Source organism: Tenacibaculum sp. FZY0031 (assembly GCF_036350695.1).
Lineage (GTDB): Bacteria > Bacteroidota > Bacteroidia > Flavobacteriales > Flavobacteriaceae > Polaribacter.
This window is the reverse complement of sequence record NZ_JAZDVY010000004.1, coordinates 55,536-74,033: the sequence shown is the minus strand read 5'-3', so window position 1 is coordinate 74,033 and position 18,498 is coordinate 55,536. Positions and strand designations below refer to the sequence as shown.

General features: G+C 32.6%; 17 protein-coding genes. 9 read left to right on the top strand and 8 right to left on the bottom strand.

What is annotated here, in order from left to right:
* Nucleotides 1-4 precede the first annotated feature (4 nt).
* From V1T75_RS06505 to trxA, 3 genes are all read right to left on the bottom strand, one after another.
* Complete coding sequence (locus tag V1T75_RS06505; protein WP_330487746.1) at nt 5-2,389, bottom strand: ribonucleoside-diphosphate reductase subunit alpha; 2,385 nt, start codon at nt 2,387-2,389, stop codon at nt 5-7.
* Between the two features lie 177 nt (nt 2,390-2,566).
* Nucleotides 2,567-3,538 (bottom strand): ribonucleotide-diphosphate reductase subunit beta, encoded by a 972-nt coding sequence (locus V1T75_RS06500; RefSeq protein WP_330487745.1) that lies wholly within the window; start codon nt 3,536-3,538, stop codon nt 2,567-2,569.
* 304 nt (nt 3,539-3,842) lie between these two features.
* Nucleotides 3,843-4,202 carry a thioredoxin gene (trxA, locus tag V1T75_RS06495; protein WP_330487744.1) on the bottom strand — a complete coding sequence of 120 codons (360 nt, stop codon included), beginning with the start codon at nt 4,200-4,202 and terminating at the stop codon, nt 3,843-3,845.
* A gap of 142 nt (nt 4,203-4,344) precedes the next feature.
* On the opposite strand from trxA, the gene V1T75_RS06490 reads away from it, so the two are divergent.
* The 5 genes from V1T75_RS06490 (at nt 4,345) to V1T75_RS06470 (ending at nt 11,112) form a co-directional block, all read left to right on the top strand.
* Entirely contained in the window at nt 4,345-6,504 is a 2,160-nt protein-coding gene (locus V1T75_RS06490) for a prolyl oligopeptidase family serine peptidase (RefSeq protein ID WP_330487743.1), read from the top strand.
* Nucleotides 6,505-6,615: 111 nt separating this feature from the next.
* Complete coding sequence (locus tag V1T75_RS06485) at nt 6,616-8,694, top strand: M13 family metallopeptidase (RefSeq protein WP_330487741.1); 2,079 nt, start codon at nt 6,616-6,618, stop codon at nt 8,692-8,694.
* A 129-nt stretch (nt 8,695-8,823) separates the two neighbouring features.
* A complete protein-coding gene (locus tag V1T75_RS06480) occupies nt 8,824-9,237 on the top strand; it encodes an ATP-dependent zinc protease family protein (protein ID WP_330487740.1) in 414 nt (137 codons plus the stop codon).
* Between the two features lie 3 nt (nt 9,238-9,240).
* Entirely contained in the window at nt 9,241-10,113 is an 873-nt protein-coding gene (gene rimK / locus V1T75_RS06475; protein ID WP_330487739.1) for a 30S ribosomal protein S6--L-glutamate ligase, read from the top strand.
* A gap of 63 nt (nt 10,114-10,176) precedes the next feature.
* On the top strand, nt 10,177-11,112 hold the full coding sequence (locus V1T75_RS06470; RefSeq protein WP_330487738.1) for an ABC transporter ATP-binding protein: 936 nt from the start codon (nt 10,177-10,179) through the stop codon (nt 11,110-11,112).
* Between the two features lie 188 nt (nt 11,113-11,300).
* Here the strand turns inward: V1T75_RS06470 and V1T75_RS06465 are convergent, their stop codons facing one another.
* Both V1T75_RS06465 and V1T75_RS06460 read right to left on the bottom strand, forming a co-directional pair.
* The gene (locus V1T75_RS06465; protein ID WP_330487737.1) at nt 11,301-11,753 is read right to left on the bottom strand and encodes a 3-oxoacyl-ACP synthase; all 453 of its coding nucleotides are present in this window, start codon (nt 11,751-11,753) and stop codon (nt 11,301-11,303) included.
* A 22-nt stretch (nt 11,754-11,775) separates the two neighbouring features.
* Nucleotides 11,776-12,885 (bottom strand): NAD(P)/FAD-dependent oxidoreductase, encoded by a 1,110-nt coding sequence (locus V1T75_RS06460; RefSeq protein ID WP_330488005.1) that lies wholly within the window; start codon nt 12,883-12,885, stop codon nt 11,776-11,778.
* A 77-nt stretch (nt 12,886-12,962) separates the two neighbouring features.
* Here V1T75_RS06460 and V1T75_RS06455 point away from each other — a divergent pair, with 77 nt between their 5' ends.
* The 4 genes from V1T75_RS06455 (at nt 12,963) to V1T75_RS06440 (ending at nt 16,487) form a co-directional block, all read left to right on the top strand.
* Nucleotides 12,963-13,436, top strand: coding sequence for a hypothetical protein (locus V1T75_RS06455; protein WP_330487736.1), 474 nt, complete (start codon nt 12,963-12,965; stop codon nt 13,434-13,436).
* 100 nt (nt 13,437-13,536) lie between these two features.
* On the top strand, nt 13,537-14,454 hold the full coding sequence (locus V1T75_RS06450; RefSeq protein ID WP_330487735.1) for a hypothetical protein: 918 nt from the start codon (nt 13,537-13,539) through the stop codon (nt 14,452-14,454).
* A gap of 134 nt (nt 14,455-14,588) precedes the next feature.
* Nucleotides 14,589-15,344 (top strand): SDR family NAD(P)-dependent oxidoreductase, encoded by a 756-nt coding sequence (locus V1T75_RS06445; protein ID WP_330487734.1) that lies wholly within the window; start codon nt 14,589-14,591, stop codon nt 15,342-15,344.
* Nucleotides 15,345-15,347: 3 nt separating this feature from the next.
* The gene (locus V1T75_RS06440; RefSeq protein WP_330487733.1) at nt 15,348-16,487 is read left to right on the top strand and encodes an ATP-binding protein; all 1,140 of its coding nucleotides are present in this window, start codon (nt 15,348-15,350) and stop codon (nt 16,485-16,487) included.
* 5 nt (nt 16,488-16,492) lie between these two features.
* On the opposite strand, the gene V1T75_RS06435 is transcribed toward V1T75_RS06440, so the two are convergent.
* The 3 genes from V1T75_RS06435 to V1T75_RS06425 form a co-directional block, all read right to left on the bottom strand.
* On the bottom strand, nt 16,493-16,882 hold the full coding sequence (locus V1T75_RS06435) for a hypothetical protein (RefSeq protein WP_330487732.1): 390 nt from the start codon (nt 16,880-16,882) through the stop codon (nt 16,493-16,495).
* Nucleotides 16,883-16,986: 104 nt separating this feature from the next.
* Nucleotides 16,987-17,718: a sulfite exporter TauE/SafE family protein gene (locus V1T75_RS06430; RefSeq protein ID WP_330487731.1), complete on the bottom strand. Its 732-nt coding sequence runs from the start codon at nt 17,716-17,718 to the stop codon at nt 16,987-16,989.
* 6 nt (nt 17,719-17,724) lie between these two features.
* Nucleotides 17,725-18,486, bottom strand: a complete 762-nt coding sequence (locus V1T75_RS06425; protein ID WP_330487730.1) for a cyclase family protein — start codon at nt 18,484-18,486, stop codon at nt 17,725-17,727.
* Nucleotides 18,487-18,498: the final 12 nt, after the last annotated feature.

The window sequence follows — 18,498 nt, the reverse complement described above, 5'->3', positions numbered from 1 at the left end:
TTTTTTAAGATCCACACATTAAGCAATCGTCTGGACCTGCATTTTTGGAAGCTTCAACCATCGCCTTAAACTCTTCAGGACTCATCGGTTTTTCGTCTTCTTTCTTTTCTACATTTAATGTGAATTGCTTCGCATTTACAGCAGACTTTGTACGTAAATAGTACATTCCTGTTTTTAATCCAGATTTCCAAGCATAGAAATGCATCGATGTTAACTTTGCATAGTCAGGATCTTTCATAAATAAATTTAACGATTGAGATTGATCGATAAAATATCCTCTATGGCGTGCCATATCAATAATATCTTTCATACTCATTTCCCAAACGGTTTTGTATAACTCTTTTAGCTCTTGCGGAATTATGTCAATATGTTGAATAGATCCGTTTGCACGCATAATATCTTCTTTCATATTGTTATCCCATAAACCTAATTCTACTAAGTCTTCTAGTAAATGTTTATTTACTACAATAAACTCTCCTGATAATACTCTACGTGTATAGATATTAGAGGTGTATGGCTCGAATGCTTCGTTGTTTCCTAAAATTTGAGAAGTAGATGCTGTAGGCATTGGTGCTACTAATAACGAGTTACGAACTCCATGTTTTTTTACATTCTTACGTAGTTTTTCCCAATCCCAACGACCACTTAATTCTTCATCTTTAATTCCCCACATATTGTGTTGGAATTCTCCTTCTGACATAGGAGAACCTTTAAAAGTTGAATAGGCTCCTTTCGCCTTAGCAACTTCCATTGATGAGGTTACAGCTGCAAAGTATAGGGTTTCAAAAATTTCTTGGTTAAGCTTCTTCGCTTCTTCTGAAGTAAACGGTAAACGTAACATGATGAAAGCATCTGCTAATCCTTGAATTCCTAATCCTACTGGGCGGTGGCGGAAATTTGAATTTTCTGCTTCTTTAACAGGATAGTAGTTACGATCAATTACTGTATCTAAATTACGAATTACTTTTTTAGTGACTTTAAATAACTTTTGATGATCGAAAAACTTATTTCCATTTTCGTCTTCAGCAACAAACATTGGTATTGCTATTGATGCTAAGTTACAGACAGCTACTTCATCTTCTGCCGTATACTCCATAATCTCAGTACATAAATTTGAAGAACGGATTGTTCCTAAGTTCTTTTGATTCGACTTACGGTTTGCAGCATCTTTATATAACATGTACGGCGTACCTGTTTCTATTTGTGATTCTAAGATTTTTTCCCATAAATCACGCGCTTTAATCGTTTTCCTTCCCTTTCCAGCAGCTTCATAACCTGTGTATAAACGTTCAAACTCTTCTCCATAAGTGTCGTATAAATGAGGGCACTCGTGTGGACACATCAACGTCCAATCAGCATCTTCCTGTACACGTTTCATGAATAAATCTGAAATCCACATTGCATAGAATAAATCACGCGCACGCATTTCTTCTTTACCATGGTTTTTCTTCAAGTCTAAAAAGTCAAAAATATCTGCATGCCAAGGCTCTAAATACATTGCAAAAGACCCCTTACGTTTTCCTCCTCCTTGATCTACATAGCGTGCTGTATCGTTAAATACGCGTAACATAGGTACAATTCCGTTTGAGGTTCCGTTAGTTCCTGCAATATAACTTCCTGTAGCACGAATATTGTGAATAGATAACCCGATACCTCCAGCTGATTGTGAAATTTTGGCTGTTTGTTTTAGGGTATCATAAATTCCATCAATACTATCGTCTTGCATTTGTAGTAAGAAACAAGATGACATTTGTGGTTTTGGTGTACCTGAATTGAATAATGTTGGTGTTGCATGGGTAAAATATTTTTTACTCATCAATTCGTATGTAGCAATTGCTTCGTCAATATCTTCTTTGTGAATACCTATAGCAACACGCATTAACATTTGTTGTGGACGCTCAACAATATTTCCGTTTAACTTTAATAAATAAGAGCGTTCTAATGTTTTAAAACCAAAATAATCGTAATTAAAATCACGACTGTAGATAATTGTTGAATCTAATTTATCGGCATTTTCCATGATGATTTTATATACATCATCTGCTAGTAAAGGAGCTTTATTTCCTGTACGTGGATTGATGTATTCGTACAAATCAGTCATTGTTTCTGAAAACGATTTTTTGGTATTCTTATGTAAGTTAGATACGGCAATTCTCGCTGCTAATTTTGCATAATCAGGATGTGCAGTTGTCATTGTTGCAGCAATCTCTGCTGCTAAATTATCTAATTCAGAAGTAGTTACCCCATCATACAGTCCTTCAATAACACGCATTGCTACTTTAACTGGATCAACAATATTGTTTAATCCGTAACACATTTTTCTAACCCTTGCTGTGATTTTATCGAACATCACAGGCTCTTTTCTGCCGTCTCTTTTTACTACATACATATTGATATTGGTTTTTTGTTGGTTAATAGCGTCGCCAAAACATAGTTGTTTATGGCAACATGTAAAATGTTAATACTAGTTTTGTTTCTTTTGAAACGATTATAACGCTAAAACACTGTAAAAAGTGCTGTAACTGAGTAAATACTGCATGTAGGGGAAATAGCAGCTTATTGGTTCCTAAAAATCTGCATCAAAGCTGATGCTTCCTGTACCTCCGGATTTTACTCCAGCTTTTTGGTACTCTGATACTCTTTTTTCAAAGAAGTTTGTTTTCCCTTCCAAAGAAATCATTTCCATGAAATCAAATGGATTGGTAGACCCATATTCTTTTTCGCATTCGAATTCTAAAAGTAGTCTATCGGTAACATACTCTAAATATTGAGTCATTAACGTTGCATTCATTCCTATTAAACTCACAGGCAAAGACTCCGTTATAAATTCTCTTTCAATATCTAAAGCAGAAATTATAATTTCTCTAATTCTTTCTTTTGGTACTTTATTTACCAAATGGTTGTTGTGTAAGTGTACTGCAAAATCACAGTGCATACCCTCATCACGAGAAATTAACTCGTTAGAGAATGTTAATCCAGGTAAAAGTCCACGCTTTTTTAACCAGAAAATTGAACAGAAAGATCCTGAAAAGAAAATTCCTTCAACTGCTGCAAAAGCAATTAAACGCTCGGCAAACGAATCTGAATCAATCCATTTTAATGCCCAATCTGCTTTCTTTTTTATAGCTGGGAAAACTTCAATTGCTTTAAATAATCTATTTTTTTCCTCTTCATCTTTAATATACGTATCAATTAATAATGAATAGGTTTCAGAATGAATATTTTCCATCATTATTTGAAAACCATAAAAGAACTTTGCTTCTGAATATTGCACTTCATTTACAAAGTTTTCTGCTAGGTTTTCATTTACAATTCCATCAGATGCTGCAAAAAATGCTAAAACATGCTTAATAAAGTAGCGTTCATCGTCTGTTAATTTAGAATTCCAATCGGTTAAGTCTGAATGCAAGTCAATTTCTTCAGCAGTCCAAAAACAAGCTTGTTGCTTTTTATACCATTCCCATAAATCGTTATGTTGAATTGGAAAAATTACAAATCTGTCTTTATTTTCTTGTAAAATTGGTTCAATCGATGCCATGCTTTTTAAGCTCTTTTTAGTGTGTTATTTTTTATTCCCTGAGATAGAAACAAAGATTGGAAAAATTGCTAAATTTTGAAAGCTATACTTATTCACAAATCCCTTGAAGTTTTTAACAAATCTTCTTTTCTCCTTCAATTTACATTTTTTTAAGTTTTTACAAAAACTTAAAAATCAATACTTTAAAATTAAAAAAAACGCTTGATAAGTGATACTCACTGAGTTTCTTATTTTGTGTTTAAACATAAAAAAAGTGATACAAAATGCATCACTTTTTAAGTTTTTATTTGCTTCTTTTTAAGGGCTATTTTGTAACCTTTAAAACGTCTTCGATTATTTGTTCAATTTGTTTTTTAGGCAGTGCTCCATGTGCCATTTGAGGATCTTCTTTAGCAGGGCAGAACAACATAGAAGGAATGCTTCTTATTCCAAAAGCAGTAGCTAATTCTTGTTCAGCTTCTGTATCTATTTTATAAACATGTATTTTTCCTTCATATTCTACACTTAATTCTTCCAAAACAGGAGCTAATGCTTTACATGGTCCACACCAGTCAGCATAAAAATCAATTATTGCAGGTAATTCTCCTTCAAATTTCCATTCTTTATTTTCTTCATAGTTAAAAACTTTTTTTAAAAAAGCTTCTTTGTTTAAGTTTTCAGTCATGCTTATTCATATTATAATTATGTAAAGGTAGTCGTTTTTATTTCAATAGGTTTACAGGGGCTTTTTTGTTAAAATCATCTTAAAATAAATGACTATGAGTGTTTTTCTTCTAAATTTGGTCTAATTAACCAATTTTTTAATCATGAGAAAAATCCTTCTTCCCATTATTTGTGCAGGAACAATTTTAGTTTCTTGCAAAGAAGAAAAGCAACCTAAAAAAAATATTAGTGTGAACTATCCAGAAACAACTAAAAAACCTGTTGTAGATGAATATTTTGGTACCAAAGTAACTGATAACTATCGTTGGTTAGAAGACGATAGAAGTGCTGAAACTGAAGCTTGGGTAAAAGCTGAGAACGAAGTTACTTTCGATTACTTAAACAAAATTCCATACCGTGAACAGTTAAAAAATCGTTTATCAGAGCTATGGAACTACGAAAAGGTAGGAACTCCGTTTAAAGAAGGTGACTATACCTATTTTTATAAAAACAACGGATTACAAAACCAATATGTTTTATATAGAAAAGATAAAGAAGGGAAAGAAGAGATTTTCTTAGACCCTAATACATTTGCTGAAGATGGAACAACATCGTTAGGTTCAGTAAGTTTTACCAAAGACGGAAAAACCGTTGCTTATGCTATTTCTGAAGGAGGAAGTGATTGGAGAAAGGTTATTATAATGGATGCTGAAACTAAAGAAATAAAAGAAGATACTTTAGTAGATGTAAAATTTTCTGGAATAGCTTGGAAAGGAAGTGAAGGATTTTACTATTCTAGTTATGACAAACCTAAAGGAAGTGAATTGTCTGCCAAAACAGATCAACATAAATTATACTTCCATAAGTTAGGAACTCCTCAAAGTTCTGACGAAGTTATTTTTGGAGCCACTTCAGCAGAAAAACATCGTTATGTGGGTGGATACTTAACAGAAGACAACAAATATTTATTAGTTTCTGCTTCAACCTCAACTTCAGGAAATAAGTTATTTATTAAAGACCTCACTGACCCTAACAGTAAGTTAACTCCTATTATTGACAATTTTGATAGCGATACGGGGGTAATAGACAGTAGAGGTAGTAAATTATACTTAGTTACTAACTTGAATGCTCCTAACAAAAAGATTGTTACTGTTGATGCTGCAAACCCAACACCAGAAAACTGGGTAGATTTTATCCCTGAAACTGAAAACGTATTATCTCCATCAACAGGAGCTGGATACTTCTTTGCTAAATATATGGTAGATGCTGTTTCAAAAGTAGTACAATATGATTTTGACGGGAAACTAATTCGAGAAGTAAAATTACCAGGTGTAGGTTCTGCAGGTGGTTTTGGAGGAAAAGCAGAGGCAAAAGAATTATACTTCTCTTTTACCAACTACAATACTCCAAGCTCTTCATATAAGTTCAACCCAGAAGATGGAACTTATGAATTATACTGGAAACCTGCTATTTCTTTCAACGCAGATGACTATGAAAGTAAGCAAGTATTTTATACATCAAAAGATGGAACAAAAATTCCTATGATTATTACCTATAAAAAAGGATTAGAGTTAAACGGTAAAAACCCTACTATTTTATATGGTTATGGCGGATTCAATGTAAGCTTAACTCCAAGTTTTAGTATTGCCAATGCGGTTTGGATGGAACAAGGTGGTGTATATGCTGTACCAAACTTACGTGGTGGTGGTGAATATGGTAAAAAATGGCACAACGCAGGGACACAGTTAAAAAAGCAAAATGTTTTTGACGATTTTATTGCTGCTGCTGAATACCTAATCAAAGAAAACTATACTTCTTCTGATTACTTAGCTATTAGAGGAGGATCAAACGGAGGTTTATTAGTAGGAGCTACAATGACACAACGTCCTGATTTAATGAAGGTAGCTTTGCCTGCTGTAGGCGTATTAGATATGTTACGTTACCACACATTTACAGCTGGAGCTGGTTGGGCGTATGACTACGGAACTTCTGAACAAAGCAAAGAAATGTTTGAATACTTAAAAGGATATTCACCAGTACACAATGTAAAAGAAGGTACTCAATATCCTGCAACTATGGTAACTACTGGTGATCATGATGATCGTGTAGTACCAGCTCATAGTTTTAAATTTGCTGCTGAATTACAAGAGAAACAACAAGGAGACAACCCTGTATTAATTAGAATTGAAACCAATGCGGGTCATGGAGCAGGAACTCCTGTAGCAAAAACTATTGAACAGTATGCTGATATTTTTGGATTTACTTTATTTAACATGGGATTTGAAACATTACCAAATGCTCCAAAATCGAAAATAAAAAGTTAAAAACTGTAACATTTTTATAAAAACAGACTCTTATTAGAGTAAATTTACTACCTCGGGACAAAATCTCGAGGTAGTTTGTTAAAATTAAGATTCATTCAAAAAACATTAAAAATGAAAACCATTCACAAAATGCTGTTTACTACTGCCGTTGCTTCTTTAGGAGTTATTGCATGTAAAACAGACAAAAAGCCTGAAGAAAAAGTACAGGCAATTGTTTTAGAAAACATGGATACTTCGGTTAAACCTACCGATGATTTCTTTAGATATGTTAACGGTTCTTGGATTGATAACACTGAAATTCCTGCTGACGAAACTTCTTGGGGAGGATTTAATCAGTTGAGAAAAACCACTACCAAAGATGTATTAGCTATCTTAAACAAGGCTATTGAAGAAGGTAATTTCCCTAAAGTAAAAGATGCTGAAGGAAAAGAAATAGATTCTGATCAAGAAAAAGCGGTAAACTACTACGAAACTATCATGGATACCGTAGCTAGAAATAAAGCGGGTAAAGCACCTGTACAACCTTTTCTTCAAAAAATTGAAGAAATTAAAGACTTAAACGACGTACAAACTTTTATTACCAACATGGCTCCTTATGGAGGTGCTGGTTTTTATGGTTTTGGAGTGTTTAACGACCTTAAAAATAGTAGTATGAATGCGGGTTATATGGGAGCTGGCGGACTTGGTTTATCAAGAGATTACTACGTGGATGAAAAAGTAAAAGACAAACTTGAAAAATATGAGATCTTTGTAGCTAAAATGTTACAAGAGTTTGGTGATGATGAAGCTACAGCAAAAAAGAATGCAGCGACTATTGTTGCTTTTGAAAAAAGTTTGGCTGAGCCTAGAATGACAAAAGAAGAACGTAGAGATACGCGTAAAATTTACAACCCAATGACCCTTGCTGAATTGGCTGAATTGGCTCCTGTAATTGATTGGGAAGCTCATTTAAAAGGAATTGGTGTTGATAGTATTGATAAAATTATTGTTACAGATCCTGGGTATTTCAAAGCAATGAATGAAATCCTTAAGAACAGCCCTATTGAAACTGTTAAATTATCATTACGTTGGAACGCTATTAACAACTCTTTAGGTTTATTATCTACTGATTTAGAAAAAGCTAATTGGGAATTTTATAGCAAAGATATGCGTGGAGCTAAACAACAACGTCCAAGAGACGAGCGTGCTTTAGCTAATTTAAACGGCGCTATTGGTGAAGCTTTAGGTAAGTTATATGTAGATGAAAAATTTCCTCCTGAAGCGAAGCAAAAAGCTAAGGAAATGATTGATAACGTAATGTTAGGTTTTGAAAAACGTATTGCGCAATTACCTTGGATGAGTGCTGAAACTAAAGAAAAAGCTTTAGAGAAATTACACAAATTAACTGTTAAAATTGCGTATCCTGATAAATGGAAAGACTACTCAACTTTACTTGTTAAAGGATTAGACGAAGGGGGTACGTATTTTGACAACGCGGTTAATGTTCGTAAGTGGAACTTTGAAAAAGATATGGCTAAATTAGGTAAAGAAGTAGATAGAACTGAATGGGGAATGTCTCCTCAAACTGTAAATGCTTACTTTAATCCTGTAAACAATGAAATTGTATTTCCAGCCGCAATTTTACAACCTCCTTTCTATAACTACAAAGCTGATGAAGCTGTAAATTATGGAGGAATTGGAGCCGTTATTGGACACGAAATTTCACACAGTTTTGATGATTCTGGAGCTCGTTTTGACGGTGATGGAAACTTAAAAAACTGGTGGACAGAAGAAGATGCTGAAAAGTTTAAAGAAGTTGGTTCAAAGTTAATCAAACAATTTAGTGATATTGTTGCTATTGATAGTATGAACTTAAATGGTGAGTTTACTTTAGGTGAAAATATTGGTGATTTAGGTGGTGTACAAGCTGCTTATGAAGGATTACAAATTTTCTTAGAAAAGAATGGGCGTCCAGAAAAAATTGACGGATTTACACCAGAACAGCGTTTCTTCCTTTCTTGGGGAACTATTTGGAGAACAAAAATGCGTGATGAAGCGTTAAAAAACCGAATTATGACAGATACACATGCACCTGGAATGTACAGAGCTTATATGCCTCTTAAAAACGTAGATGCCTTTTATGAAGCATTTGATGTTAAAGAAGGAGACAAAATGTACTTAAAACCAGAAGATCGTGTAAGAATTTGGTAAATTCAATTAAAAAATAAGTACCTTTAAACCAGTGTATATACACTGGTTTTTTGTTTTCCAAAAATTAACAACAAGTTTTGTATATTCCAAAAAATAGTAAGTAATTCGCCCTCCTTAATTTTTAATAGAATGAGATTAATTGGAAGGATTGAAAAAATATCCTTTTTAAACTGGGAAATAGAAGATTTACCTGTAAAGATTGATACAGGAGCCTATACTTCTGCAATACATTGTAAGCATATTGAAGAAAAAGACGGTGTGTTAGAGTTTATATTACTCTGCCCAAAAACAGAAAAATATAATAATAAATTGCTTCAAACAAAAAAGTATAAAGTAAAAAGCATAAGAAGCTCAAACGGAAAGAAACAAAAAAGATATGTTGTTTCTACATCCGCTATTTTTTATGGTAAAAAATACAAAATAAAGCTATCGTTATCAGATAGAGGTAAAATGAATTATCCAGTATTAATTGGTAGAAAATTTTTAAACAAGAAATTTATTGTGGACGTTTCACAAAAAAACATCACATCAAAAGAAATATAAAAAATGAAAATTGTTGTTCTTTCTAGAAACCCTAAATTATATTCAACCAAACGCTTAGTAGAAGCAGGCGAAAAAAGAGGTCATGAAATGGTCGTATTAGACCATACCAAATGTGATCTTATTATCGAAAAAAGAAAGCCTGCAATAGTATACAACCATGAGCTTGTAACCGATGTTGATGCCATTATACCTCGTATTGGTGCTTCCGTTACTTTTTATGGTACTGCTGTTGTGCGTCAATTCGAAATGATGAAAGTTTTTTCTGCAGTAGAATCTCAAGCTTTGGTACGCTCAAGAGATAAACTAAGTAGTTTACAGGTACTTTCGAGAGCAAATTTAGGACTTCCAAAAACGGTTTTTACCAATTATTCGAAAGATACTTCAGAAATTATAAAAAAAGTAGGTGGAGCTCCTTTGATTGTTAAACTTTTAGAAGGCACACAAGGTTTAGGTGTTGTTTTAGCCGAAACCCGAAAAGCTGCCGAATCTGTTATTGAAGCTTTTAACGGATTACAGGCTCGGGTCATTGTTCAAGAATACATTAAAGAAGCTAAAGGAGCTGATATTCGTGCTTTTGTGGTAGATGGTGTGGTTGTAGGTGCTATGAAGCGCCAGGGAAAAGAAGGTGAATTTAGATCTAACTTGCACAGAGGAGGAACTTCAGAAATTATAGAGTTAACTGATGAAGAAGAAAATGCAGCTTTAAAAGCTGTAAAAGCAATGAAATTAGGTATTGCTGGTGTAGACATGTTACAGTCTGATAGAGGTCCCTTAATTTTAGAAGTTAATTCTTCTCCTGGTTTAGAAGGCATAGAAAAAGCCACAGGAAAAGATATAGCAAAAAGTATTATACGCTACGTAGAAAGAAATGCTTAAAACAAAACCGATACAAAAGAGTATCGGTTTTTTGTTTCTTACTAAAGAGTTACTTTTGTAGCCATGCTACAGGTAAATAATATTTCATTCACATATTCATCTAAAGAAAACACCTTAGAAAACATCCATTTTACACTTCAAAAAGGAGAACACTTATGTGTAATGGGAGAAAGCGGTTGTGGAAAATCTACACTTTTAAAAATTGTTTATGGCTTACTTGATGTTGATAAAGGAGATTTATATTGGAATGGTACTCAAATTTTGGGTCCTCAACACCATTTAGTTCCTGGAATGGCATTTTTTAAATATGTAGCACAAGATTTTGATTTAATGCCTTTTACCTCAGTAAGTGAAAACATAAAAAAGTTTTTATCTCGTTTTTACCCCAAAGAAGCAGAAGAAAGAACAGAAGAACTTCTTGATGTTATTGAAATGACTGAGTTAGCTAACGAAAAAGTTAAAAATTTAAGTGGCGGGCAACAACAACGAGTTGCTATTGCTAGGGCTTTGGCCAAAGAACCTGAATTATTATTGTTAGATGAACCTTTTAGTCAAATAGATAATTTTAAAAAAAACTCGTTAAGAAGACGCTTGTTTTCTTATTTAAAAAAGAAAAATATTGCTTGCATCGTAGCAACTCACGACGGAAATGATGCACTTTCTTTTGCTGATACTCTGATGGTAATTCGCAACAACCAAATCATTGCGCATGACAGTCCAGCAAATTTATATAAAACCCCAAAAGAAAAATATATCGCTTCTTTATTTGATGATGTAAATGAACTTACCATTAACAAACAAACACTACTGCTATATCCTAATTTGCTTGAGATTACCAAAGAACCTTCAAAACTAGAAGGAACGGTGCTAAAATCTTATTTTAAGGGAAGCCATTGGTTGATAGAAGTTGCTTATAACAACCAATCTATTTTTATACATCACTCTGAAAATATTGAGCATAAAAAAACAGTCCCTTTTAAGTTAAAAGAGACTGTTTAAACCAATAATAACTATCTCAATAATTATTACTCAACTATCTTAAAATAAATTACTTTCTTAAAAAAATACACCCTTACCGTCTAAACACCAAAAGATAAAAGTGTATTATAGCTTCTTCTTCTATTCTGGTTATAACAACCTTTCCTGAATGTAAAACAAGTAACTTTTATTTTACCCTACCTTTTTCTTTAAAAAATTTTTTTGATGGTGTTTTTTACTCCATTAAACTCAAAAGATTCTCCTTCTTTTTTCCCTAAAATTAACTTCCCAATGGGTGAAGATGAAGATATGGCGAAGTATTTTTTATTTGCAAAAGTTAGCAAGCCTACGCTCACACTAATAAAGTAGTTTATAGTTGAAGTAGTTATAACCACACTACCCAAATGAGCCGTTTTTGAAGTTGTTTTTGTATTAATTTTAGCTAGTGTTTCTTTCATTTGAGCTATTCCACTAAGTTGTTGACCTGCTTTTTCCATTTCTAATTGTAGCATTGCCCTTCCTGTTTCGTGCTTATCTCCTGCAGAACTTTTTGTTTCAGATAGTAAGGCTTTCTGATGAGAAGAAATGGTTTCTTCCACCGTTTGTAAGCGTTTGTTTACATACAACTCACATTGTTTGTATAGCTCTTCTTTAATATTCATTTCTTAATATCTCTAAGCACTTTTAATTTACAAGTTCTGCCAACTCCTTTCCTACTAAACTCCCAATAGCTACTCCCATTCCGCCTAACCGTACACCACAAAAAACATTATTTGAAAGCTGTGTTACAATCGCTTTTTTCTGGTTTCCAACCCCCATAATTCCACTCCAACGATGTTCTATTTCGACTTTATTATTCGGTAAAATTGTCGTTTTTAAAATTTCTTCTAATTTATTTTGGATAAGCGATGTTTGTCCAAACTCGGTAGTTTCTTCTCTTTTTAAATCAAGGTTTCTTCCTCCTCCAAATAAAATTCTATCATCAATATTTCTAAAATAATAATACCCTTTATCTAGGTGAAAGGTTCCTTTAATATGTAGATTTTTAATGGGCTTGGTAATTAAAACTTGGGCCCTTGCTGGTTGTACATCTTCTTTTAAGAGCTGGTTTGCAAATCCGTTAGTAGCTACAAATAATTTGTGTGTGCTAAATGTAATTTCATTTGTTTTTACTACAACTCGCTCATTGTTTTCAAAAAAGTTTTCAACCTGAATATTGTTGATAATTTTTATCTTTGAAGACTGTACTTTTTCTAACAACTTTGCAGCCATTTTACCAGTATCTATCTGTCCTTCGAATTGATTTGTTATATAATGTTGATGGATGTTTTTAAAGTTAAATTCATTAGGTGCTACTGTAAAAACATCTGAAGAAAATAACGGTTTCAAAAGCTTGTTTATAGCCTCCTTTTTATTTAAACACGATTCATATAATTCGGTTGTTAAAAACAATTCAAATCCTTTATGCTGTTGAAAGTCGATATTCTTATCACCTAATGTCGTTCTTAAAAGCTGTAACCCTTCCCAACGTTTTTTTACCAAATTAAAAACCTCTTCTTCAGTATGTGTTTTTAAGTCGTCTATTAGTTCTGATAAACTTCCAAAACAAGCAAAACCTGCATTTTTAGTACTGGCTCCTTGCGGTAGTATTCCTTTCTCTAGCACTAAAATTTTTGCTTTTGGATATTTTTTCCGCAACTGCAACGCACAATTTAATCCCACAATACCGCTTCCTACTACAGTAAAATCAACTTTTGAAAACCATTCTTTTAATTCCCAGTAACTGAAACTCAATATCATATAAATCTGATTATATTTGTGACTTGGCACATTCCTTGAATGCCTAAATTTAAACATTAAAAAACAACTCTATGAAATTAATTGGAATCTTAATTTTAGCTTTAAGTTTTGCAAAATGCGCAAGTGTAAAAACAGAAAATAATCATCCCTTTAAAATAGAATCTGCTAATTATTCTAATGTAACTGGTGGTGTAAAAGGTAGTTATAGTTCTACAAACTTAATTATATACTTTAGTGCTGAAGAGCCTATTGATTTTCAAAAAGTATATTTTCAAAACAGAATTACCAAAGCTGTCGTCGAACAACATAACAATCAAACATATATTGCAGCTCGCTATAAAACCTCCTCTGATGACGAACAAAAGGATATTGTTTTACATGCAGACCCTAAAAAAGAAATTGGAAATACCCCCAACACTCCAACTGAGGAATTCCCTTTTAAACTTAAAGAAAATGAAGCAATGGTTTCTTATGTTATAGGAGAAAAAACTTACTATGCGAAAGTAGAAAACATTATAAAAAAAGAGACGGTTTTTATGGAATAAAAACCTTTACATAAACAATAAAAAGCACCTCAAAAGAGGTGTTTTTTATTTTTGGCACGTAATTTGAAAACTAATAAGCATAACCATAAAACGAATGCTTATGAAACGTATAAAATTACTTTTAATACTACTTATTAGTGGTGTAACACTTACGTCGTGTGTTGTAAGAAATGAAATTGTAGATGATGGTTTTTCATTAAACGAGTACATTTCTAGTTATGATTTATGGTATGTAGATTATCACAGAACAACTGGTAGTGGCGAAGTTCCTTTTTTATCAAGAGCTTTTACCATTTCTTTTTTAAATGGAACCATGTATGCAAATAATAATATTGTTGATATTGGTAAAACTGGAAATGGCTTAGGGATAGCAGTGGGTAACTATCGTACACAGGGAACGATTTTAGAAACGCGTCACGATATAGATGGGTATTTTGAATTTGATGTGGTACAACTTTCTAGTAACGAAATTAGAATTGATGATTTATCGCAAAATGTTAGTTATTATTTAGTAGGTTATCAAGTAAACACTTTTGATTATGACATGTTGTTCTACGAAAACATTGAGTATTTCTTACAAGAGTTTAAAGCTTGGGAACGAACAGGTGAGTCTGGAGGGGTAGCAAACCCTTTTGATCAAGAGCATTATCTTAGATTTACACCAGAAAATAACGTAACTTTCAATTCATCTCATGACCCTTTTGGCACAAATGTTGATTACATTAATTGGGACTTTGAAGGAAGCTATGTAGTTCGTAATGTTCAAGGTGTAGAAAATTTAAAATATTTAACACTTAATTATGATAACGGAGATACTGAAGAGTTTGATTTAACCGTTATAAATGACGAAACGATAGAATTGTATCATGTAAGTTCTAAAACAACATATGTTTTTTCAGGAAGAGGGTTTATACAATATCTTAAAGGAGAAAAAACAAGTACTGCTAAACCGGCTGTAAAAAATAGCGGTAGAAAGCGTACTAAAATAGAAAGAGAAACAGTTCCGAAAAGGAAATAAAAATAAAGTTTGGTTAGTTGATTTTTGGTTGGTGTAGTAGCCAACTAAAAGGAACCGCTCCGCTAGGGGCGGTTTTTCATTTTATAATGGTAGCTTAACATAAAAAAGGTTACCTTTATACAAAACAAAAAACCATGCAACAAACTGCTTTAATTACTGGAGCAACCTCAGGTATTGGTAAGGCAACCGCTCAACTTTTTGCAACAAATAACATCAATTTAATTCTTTGTGGTAGACGTATTGAAAAGCTACAACAATTACAACAAGAACTCTCGCAATTCACCAAAGTGCATATACTTCAGTTTGATGTTCGTTATAATGAAGAAGTACAACGTGCAATCAACAGTTTACCTAATGAGTTTAAACATATTGATATTCTTATTAACAACGCTGGAAATGCCCATGGGCTAGACAGCATTCAAAATGGAAATATTGATGATTGGGATGCTATGATAGATGGAAACGTTAAAGGCCTCTTATATGTTTCAAAAGCAATCATTCCTCAAATGGTGGAGCGTAACAACGGTTTCATTGTAAATATTGGTTCTATTGCAGGAAAAGATGTGTACCCTAATGGAAATGTGTATTGTGCATCAAAGTTCGCTGTAAACGCTTTAAATAAAGGAATGCGTATTGATTTGAATCAACACAATATTCGCGTAAGCGCTATTCATCCTGGATTAGTAGAAACTGAATTTTCAGATGTTCGTTTTAAAGGAAATTCTGAAAGAGCTAAAACCGTATATCAAGGCTACAAAGCACTGCAACCTGAAGATATTGCAGATATTATACACTTTGTAGTTACTCGTCCGTACCATGTAAATATTGAAGATTTAATTGTATACCCAACAGCGCAAGCTAGTGCAACTATTGTAAACAAAAATGCTTAAGTTGTGATTAACAAACGTCTTTTAATTAAAAACTTACTGTCTCATAACGACGAGAATAGTTTTTATGATAAAAAACAAAAGTTATCCTTAAGCACTAAAGAAGGAAAAGCTAAGTTTATAAAACACGTTTGTGCTCTTTCTAATTCAAATCCTAACAATAACTCTTATATTGTTATTGGTATTGAAGATGAAGAAAATAAAATTATTGGAGTTGATTTTTACGATGATAGCAAAATTCAAAATTTAGTAAATGCTTACCTGAATAACCCTCCAAAAATAGAATACGAAAACGTTCCTTTCCCCCGTTTACAGCGTCATAAAGTAGTTGGTTTGGTAACTATTTATCCTACCAAATTAATTACCTCTTTAGCTAAAAACGCTTGGAAATACCGCAAAGAAACGATTTTTTATCGCAGAGGAAGTAACTCTATGCCTGTTGAAGGTAATTATGTACTTAAAAACAACAACCAAGCCATTGTTGAAGCTATTGAAAAAAATGCCAGCAATAATATTCAACTTACTCTTGACGGTGTTTTTGATTTTATAAATCGACATAAACCAGAGTACAACCCGCAATACAAAGTGTTTAATGAGCAATTTGTACTTTGTTGGGCAGGAAAAAAGAAAGTTATCGCTCATGAAGAGTTTTTTACTCGTGTAGACATTGAGTTGATAAACGAGCAAGTGCGTTTATTTTTCTCTTCATTAGACGATGTACAAATTAAGTATAATGAACAATCGTTTATTATTACCGAATACATTGTTTTAGGAATTGATAAGAGTGAAAAACGTTATCCATTAGAAAAAACAATTATCAATTTTAAAGATAACGGAAAGCACGATATTGTTACGGAATTTCTTTTTGAAGCTCCTCAATATCACAACGATATATTACAGCTTATTTATAAAAACAATAATAGTATTGTTGCTAAAATTGTAAAAAAGAAGCCCCTTTCAGTTATTGAACACGAAGATGTATATCGATTACCCACCTCCTATTTAATTTGTTATTTAAACGGGTTTGAAAGTGCTCCTCTACAACTTAAAAAAGCAAAATACTATATCAAAAATTTAGAGGATAAAACCACCTATATAAAATACAAAGAAGCCATGCGCGTAATACGTAAAGTGAAGTATAATTAGAATGTTTAATTTATCTTTTCAAACTTTTGAGAATATCCTTCGTTAGAAATAAAGTTTAAAATCAAAGACTCATTATTTAATTCAAAAAAAATCGTAGCTATATTAGAATCCTGACAACCAGTAGTTATAGTATTGTTTTCATAGGTTCCTGAACTTATCATTTCATCTGAGTATGGATCACATAAAGAATTATTAGTTGTTAATATTCCATTACTTTTAAATTCAATAGTTTTATTACTTCTAACAGGTTCAAAAGTTCCACTACCATCTCCTGGATCTGCTAAAACCTCAATTAATTTCCATTTTCCTACTAATTCAGTTTTTAAACCCTCTGTCTTATTACTACATGAGAACATAAGACTAACTGCTAATAAAAATAAAATTTTATTTTTCATTTTTTGGATTACCTCTTTAATAATTAGATGCTTATTTATATAAAAGGTTGCGTCATTTTTGTAAATAACATGATTAAAAATATAAAACAAACCTTAATATTTAATTACCTCAACACTAATTGTACCATTGTAATTATCCCAATTAATAGAATAAAAGACAACGACAGTTTTCTGAATTTTGACTGTGGGATGTATGCTAGTATTTTTTTTCCTATAAATGATCCTACTAATCCAATTACAAACAAAAAAGGTACATACTTTAAATCATGGTCATGAATATAACCGTTGTTGTAGTAGACAAATGTTCTTGAAAAATCAATCATAAAGTCTATAAAGGCCGACGTTGCTATAAACACACTCTTTTCTAAATTAAAAGCTGCCATGGTTAAACCTCTAATGGCGCCTCCTGTTCCTAACAACCCTGCAGAAAACCCAGAGAAAGAACCTCCAACAATAGCATTCTTTTTGTTTGGAGAAATAGTAAACTTACTTTTAATCAGGAAGAAAGCACTAAATGCAACTAAAAAGACTCCTAAAAATATTTCTAAATATGTGTTGTTTAAGTATTTTGATAGTACTCCGCCTAAAATCACAAAAACGACAGAAGGAATTCCGATGTTTATCAACAACTTCTTATCTAATCCTTTTTTAAACAAAAAGATTTTACTCACATTACTCGACAAATGAAAAATAGCTGTAAGCCCTAAAACAGAATAAAAATCGAAATAAAAGTTTCCTAGAGGCACAAAGAAAACAGATGATCCGAAACCACCTATGGTACCTATAACTTCAGCTACTAAAGCTAATAGTAAAAATATGAAGTTAATATCTTTCATCGTTTCTTATGCTAACATCGCAACCACTCTTGCTGGTGCGGCTGATGCTCCTACAATTTTTAACGGAAATACAGCTACTTTAAAGCCAGTTAACGGCAATGCATCTAAATTTACCAACTGTTCCATATGACAATACTCCTTGTTTTGTCCTACCAAATGCCCTTCCCAAAACAATTCAGAATTGTTGGTTTCTTTTGCTTTTTGAATCATGTACGGAAGTGGTAAATCCCATCCCCAAGCATCAATTCCCATCACTTTAATTCCTTGATCAATCAACCATTCAGTTGCTTTTGCACTTACTCCAGTACCTTTTTTATGAAAATCTTTTGTTCCGTTAAGTTTATCACGTCCTGTTTTAAGCAACACAATCATATTCGGTTGGATTTCTAGCTGATTTTCTTCTAAAAATTGTTGAATATCTTCTACAGTAATCGGATCAAAATCTACCTTATGTTTCATATCAATCACTATCCCTTCTCCAAAACACCAATCTAACGGAACTTCATCTATCGTTTTTGCTTTTTTCCCATTTACAGTAGGAGAATAATGCCAAGGTGCATCAATATGAGTTGTGGAGTGTACTCCCATTTTTTGAATTGTATCATCTGCCCATCCTGTAAAGTTTTTAGGAAAAAGTTTAAATGGCAATCCTAGTATTCTAATTAGCCATTTTGCTTTATGATGTGGTTTATGTTTTATTTTAACTTTCATAAACCAAGGGTCTTGTTTATTATACTGGATAGGTTTGGATAAATCGATAATTTTCATAGTAACATTCGT

Excerpts from the sequence above, each read along its gene's own strand:
- V1T75_RS06480 (WP_330487740.1), top strand. The coding sequence starts at position 8,824 with ATGAGATTAATTGGAAGGATTGAAAAAATATCCTTTTTAAACTGGGAA.
- V1T75_RS06485 (WP_330487741.1), top strand. The coding sequence starts at position 6,616 with ATGAAAACCATTCACAAAATGCTGTTTACTACTGCCGTTGCTTCTTTA.
- V1T75_RS06450 (WP_330487735.1), top strand. The coding sequence starts at position 13,537 with ATGAAACGTATAAAATTACTTTTAATACTACTTATTAGTGGTGTAACA.
- V1T75_RS06490 (WP_330487743.1), top strand. The coding sequence starts at position 4,345 with ATGAGAAAAATCCTTCTTCCCATTATTTGTGCAGGAACAATTTTAGTT.
- rimK (WP_330487739.1), top strand. The coding sequence starts at position 9,241 with ATGAAAATTGTTGTTCTTTCTAGAAACCCTAAATTATATTCAACCAAA.
- V1T75_RS06435 (WP_330487732.1), bottom strand. The coding sequence starts at position 16,882 with ATGAAAAATAAAATTTTATTTTTATTAGCAGTTAGTCTTATGTTCTCA.
- V1T75_RS06500 (WP_330487745.1), bottom strand. The coding sequence starts at position 3,538 with ATGGCATCGATTGAACCAATTTTACAAGAAAATAAAGACAGATTTGTA.
- V1T75_RS06465 (WP_330487737.1), bottom strand. The coding sequence starts at position 11,753 with ATGAATATTAAAGAAGAGCTATACAAACAATGTGAGTTGTATGTAAAC.
- V1T75_RS06505 (WP_330487746.1), bottom strand. The coding sequence starts at position 2,389 with ATGTATGTAGTAAAAAGAGACGGCAGAAAAGAGCCTGTGATGTTCGAT.
- V1T75_RS06455 (WP_330487736.1), top strand. The coding sequence starts at position 12,963 with ATGAAATTAATTGGAATCTTAATTTTAGCTTTAAGTTTTGCAAAATGC.
- V1T75_RS06430 (WP_330487731.1), bottom strand. The coding sequence starts at position 17,718 with ATGAAAGATATTAACTTCATATTTTTACTATTAGCTTTAGTAGCTGAA.
- V1T75_RS06425 (WP_330487730.1), bottom strand. The coding sequence starts at position 18,486 with ATGAAAATTATCGATTTATCCAAACCTATCCAGTATAATAAACAAGAC.
- trxA (WP_330487744.1), bottom strand. The coding sequence starts at position 4,202 with ATGACTGAAAACTTAAACAAAGAAGCTTTTTTAAAAAAAGTTTTTAAC.
- V1T75_RS06470 (WP_330487738.1), top strand. The coding sequence starts at position 10,177 with ATGCTACAGGTAAATAATATTTCATTCACATATTCATCTAAAGAAAAC.
- V1T75_RS06445 (WP_330487734.1), top strand. The coding sequence starts at position 14,589 with ATGCAACAAACTGCTTTAATTACTGGAGCAACCTCAGGTATTGGTAAG.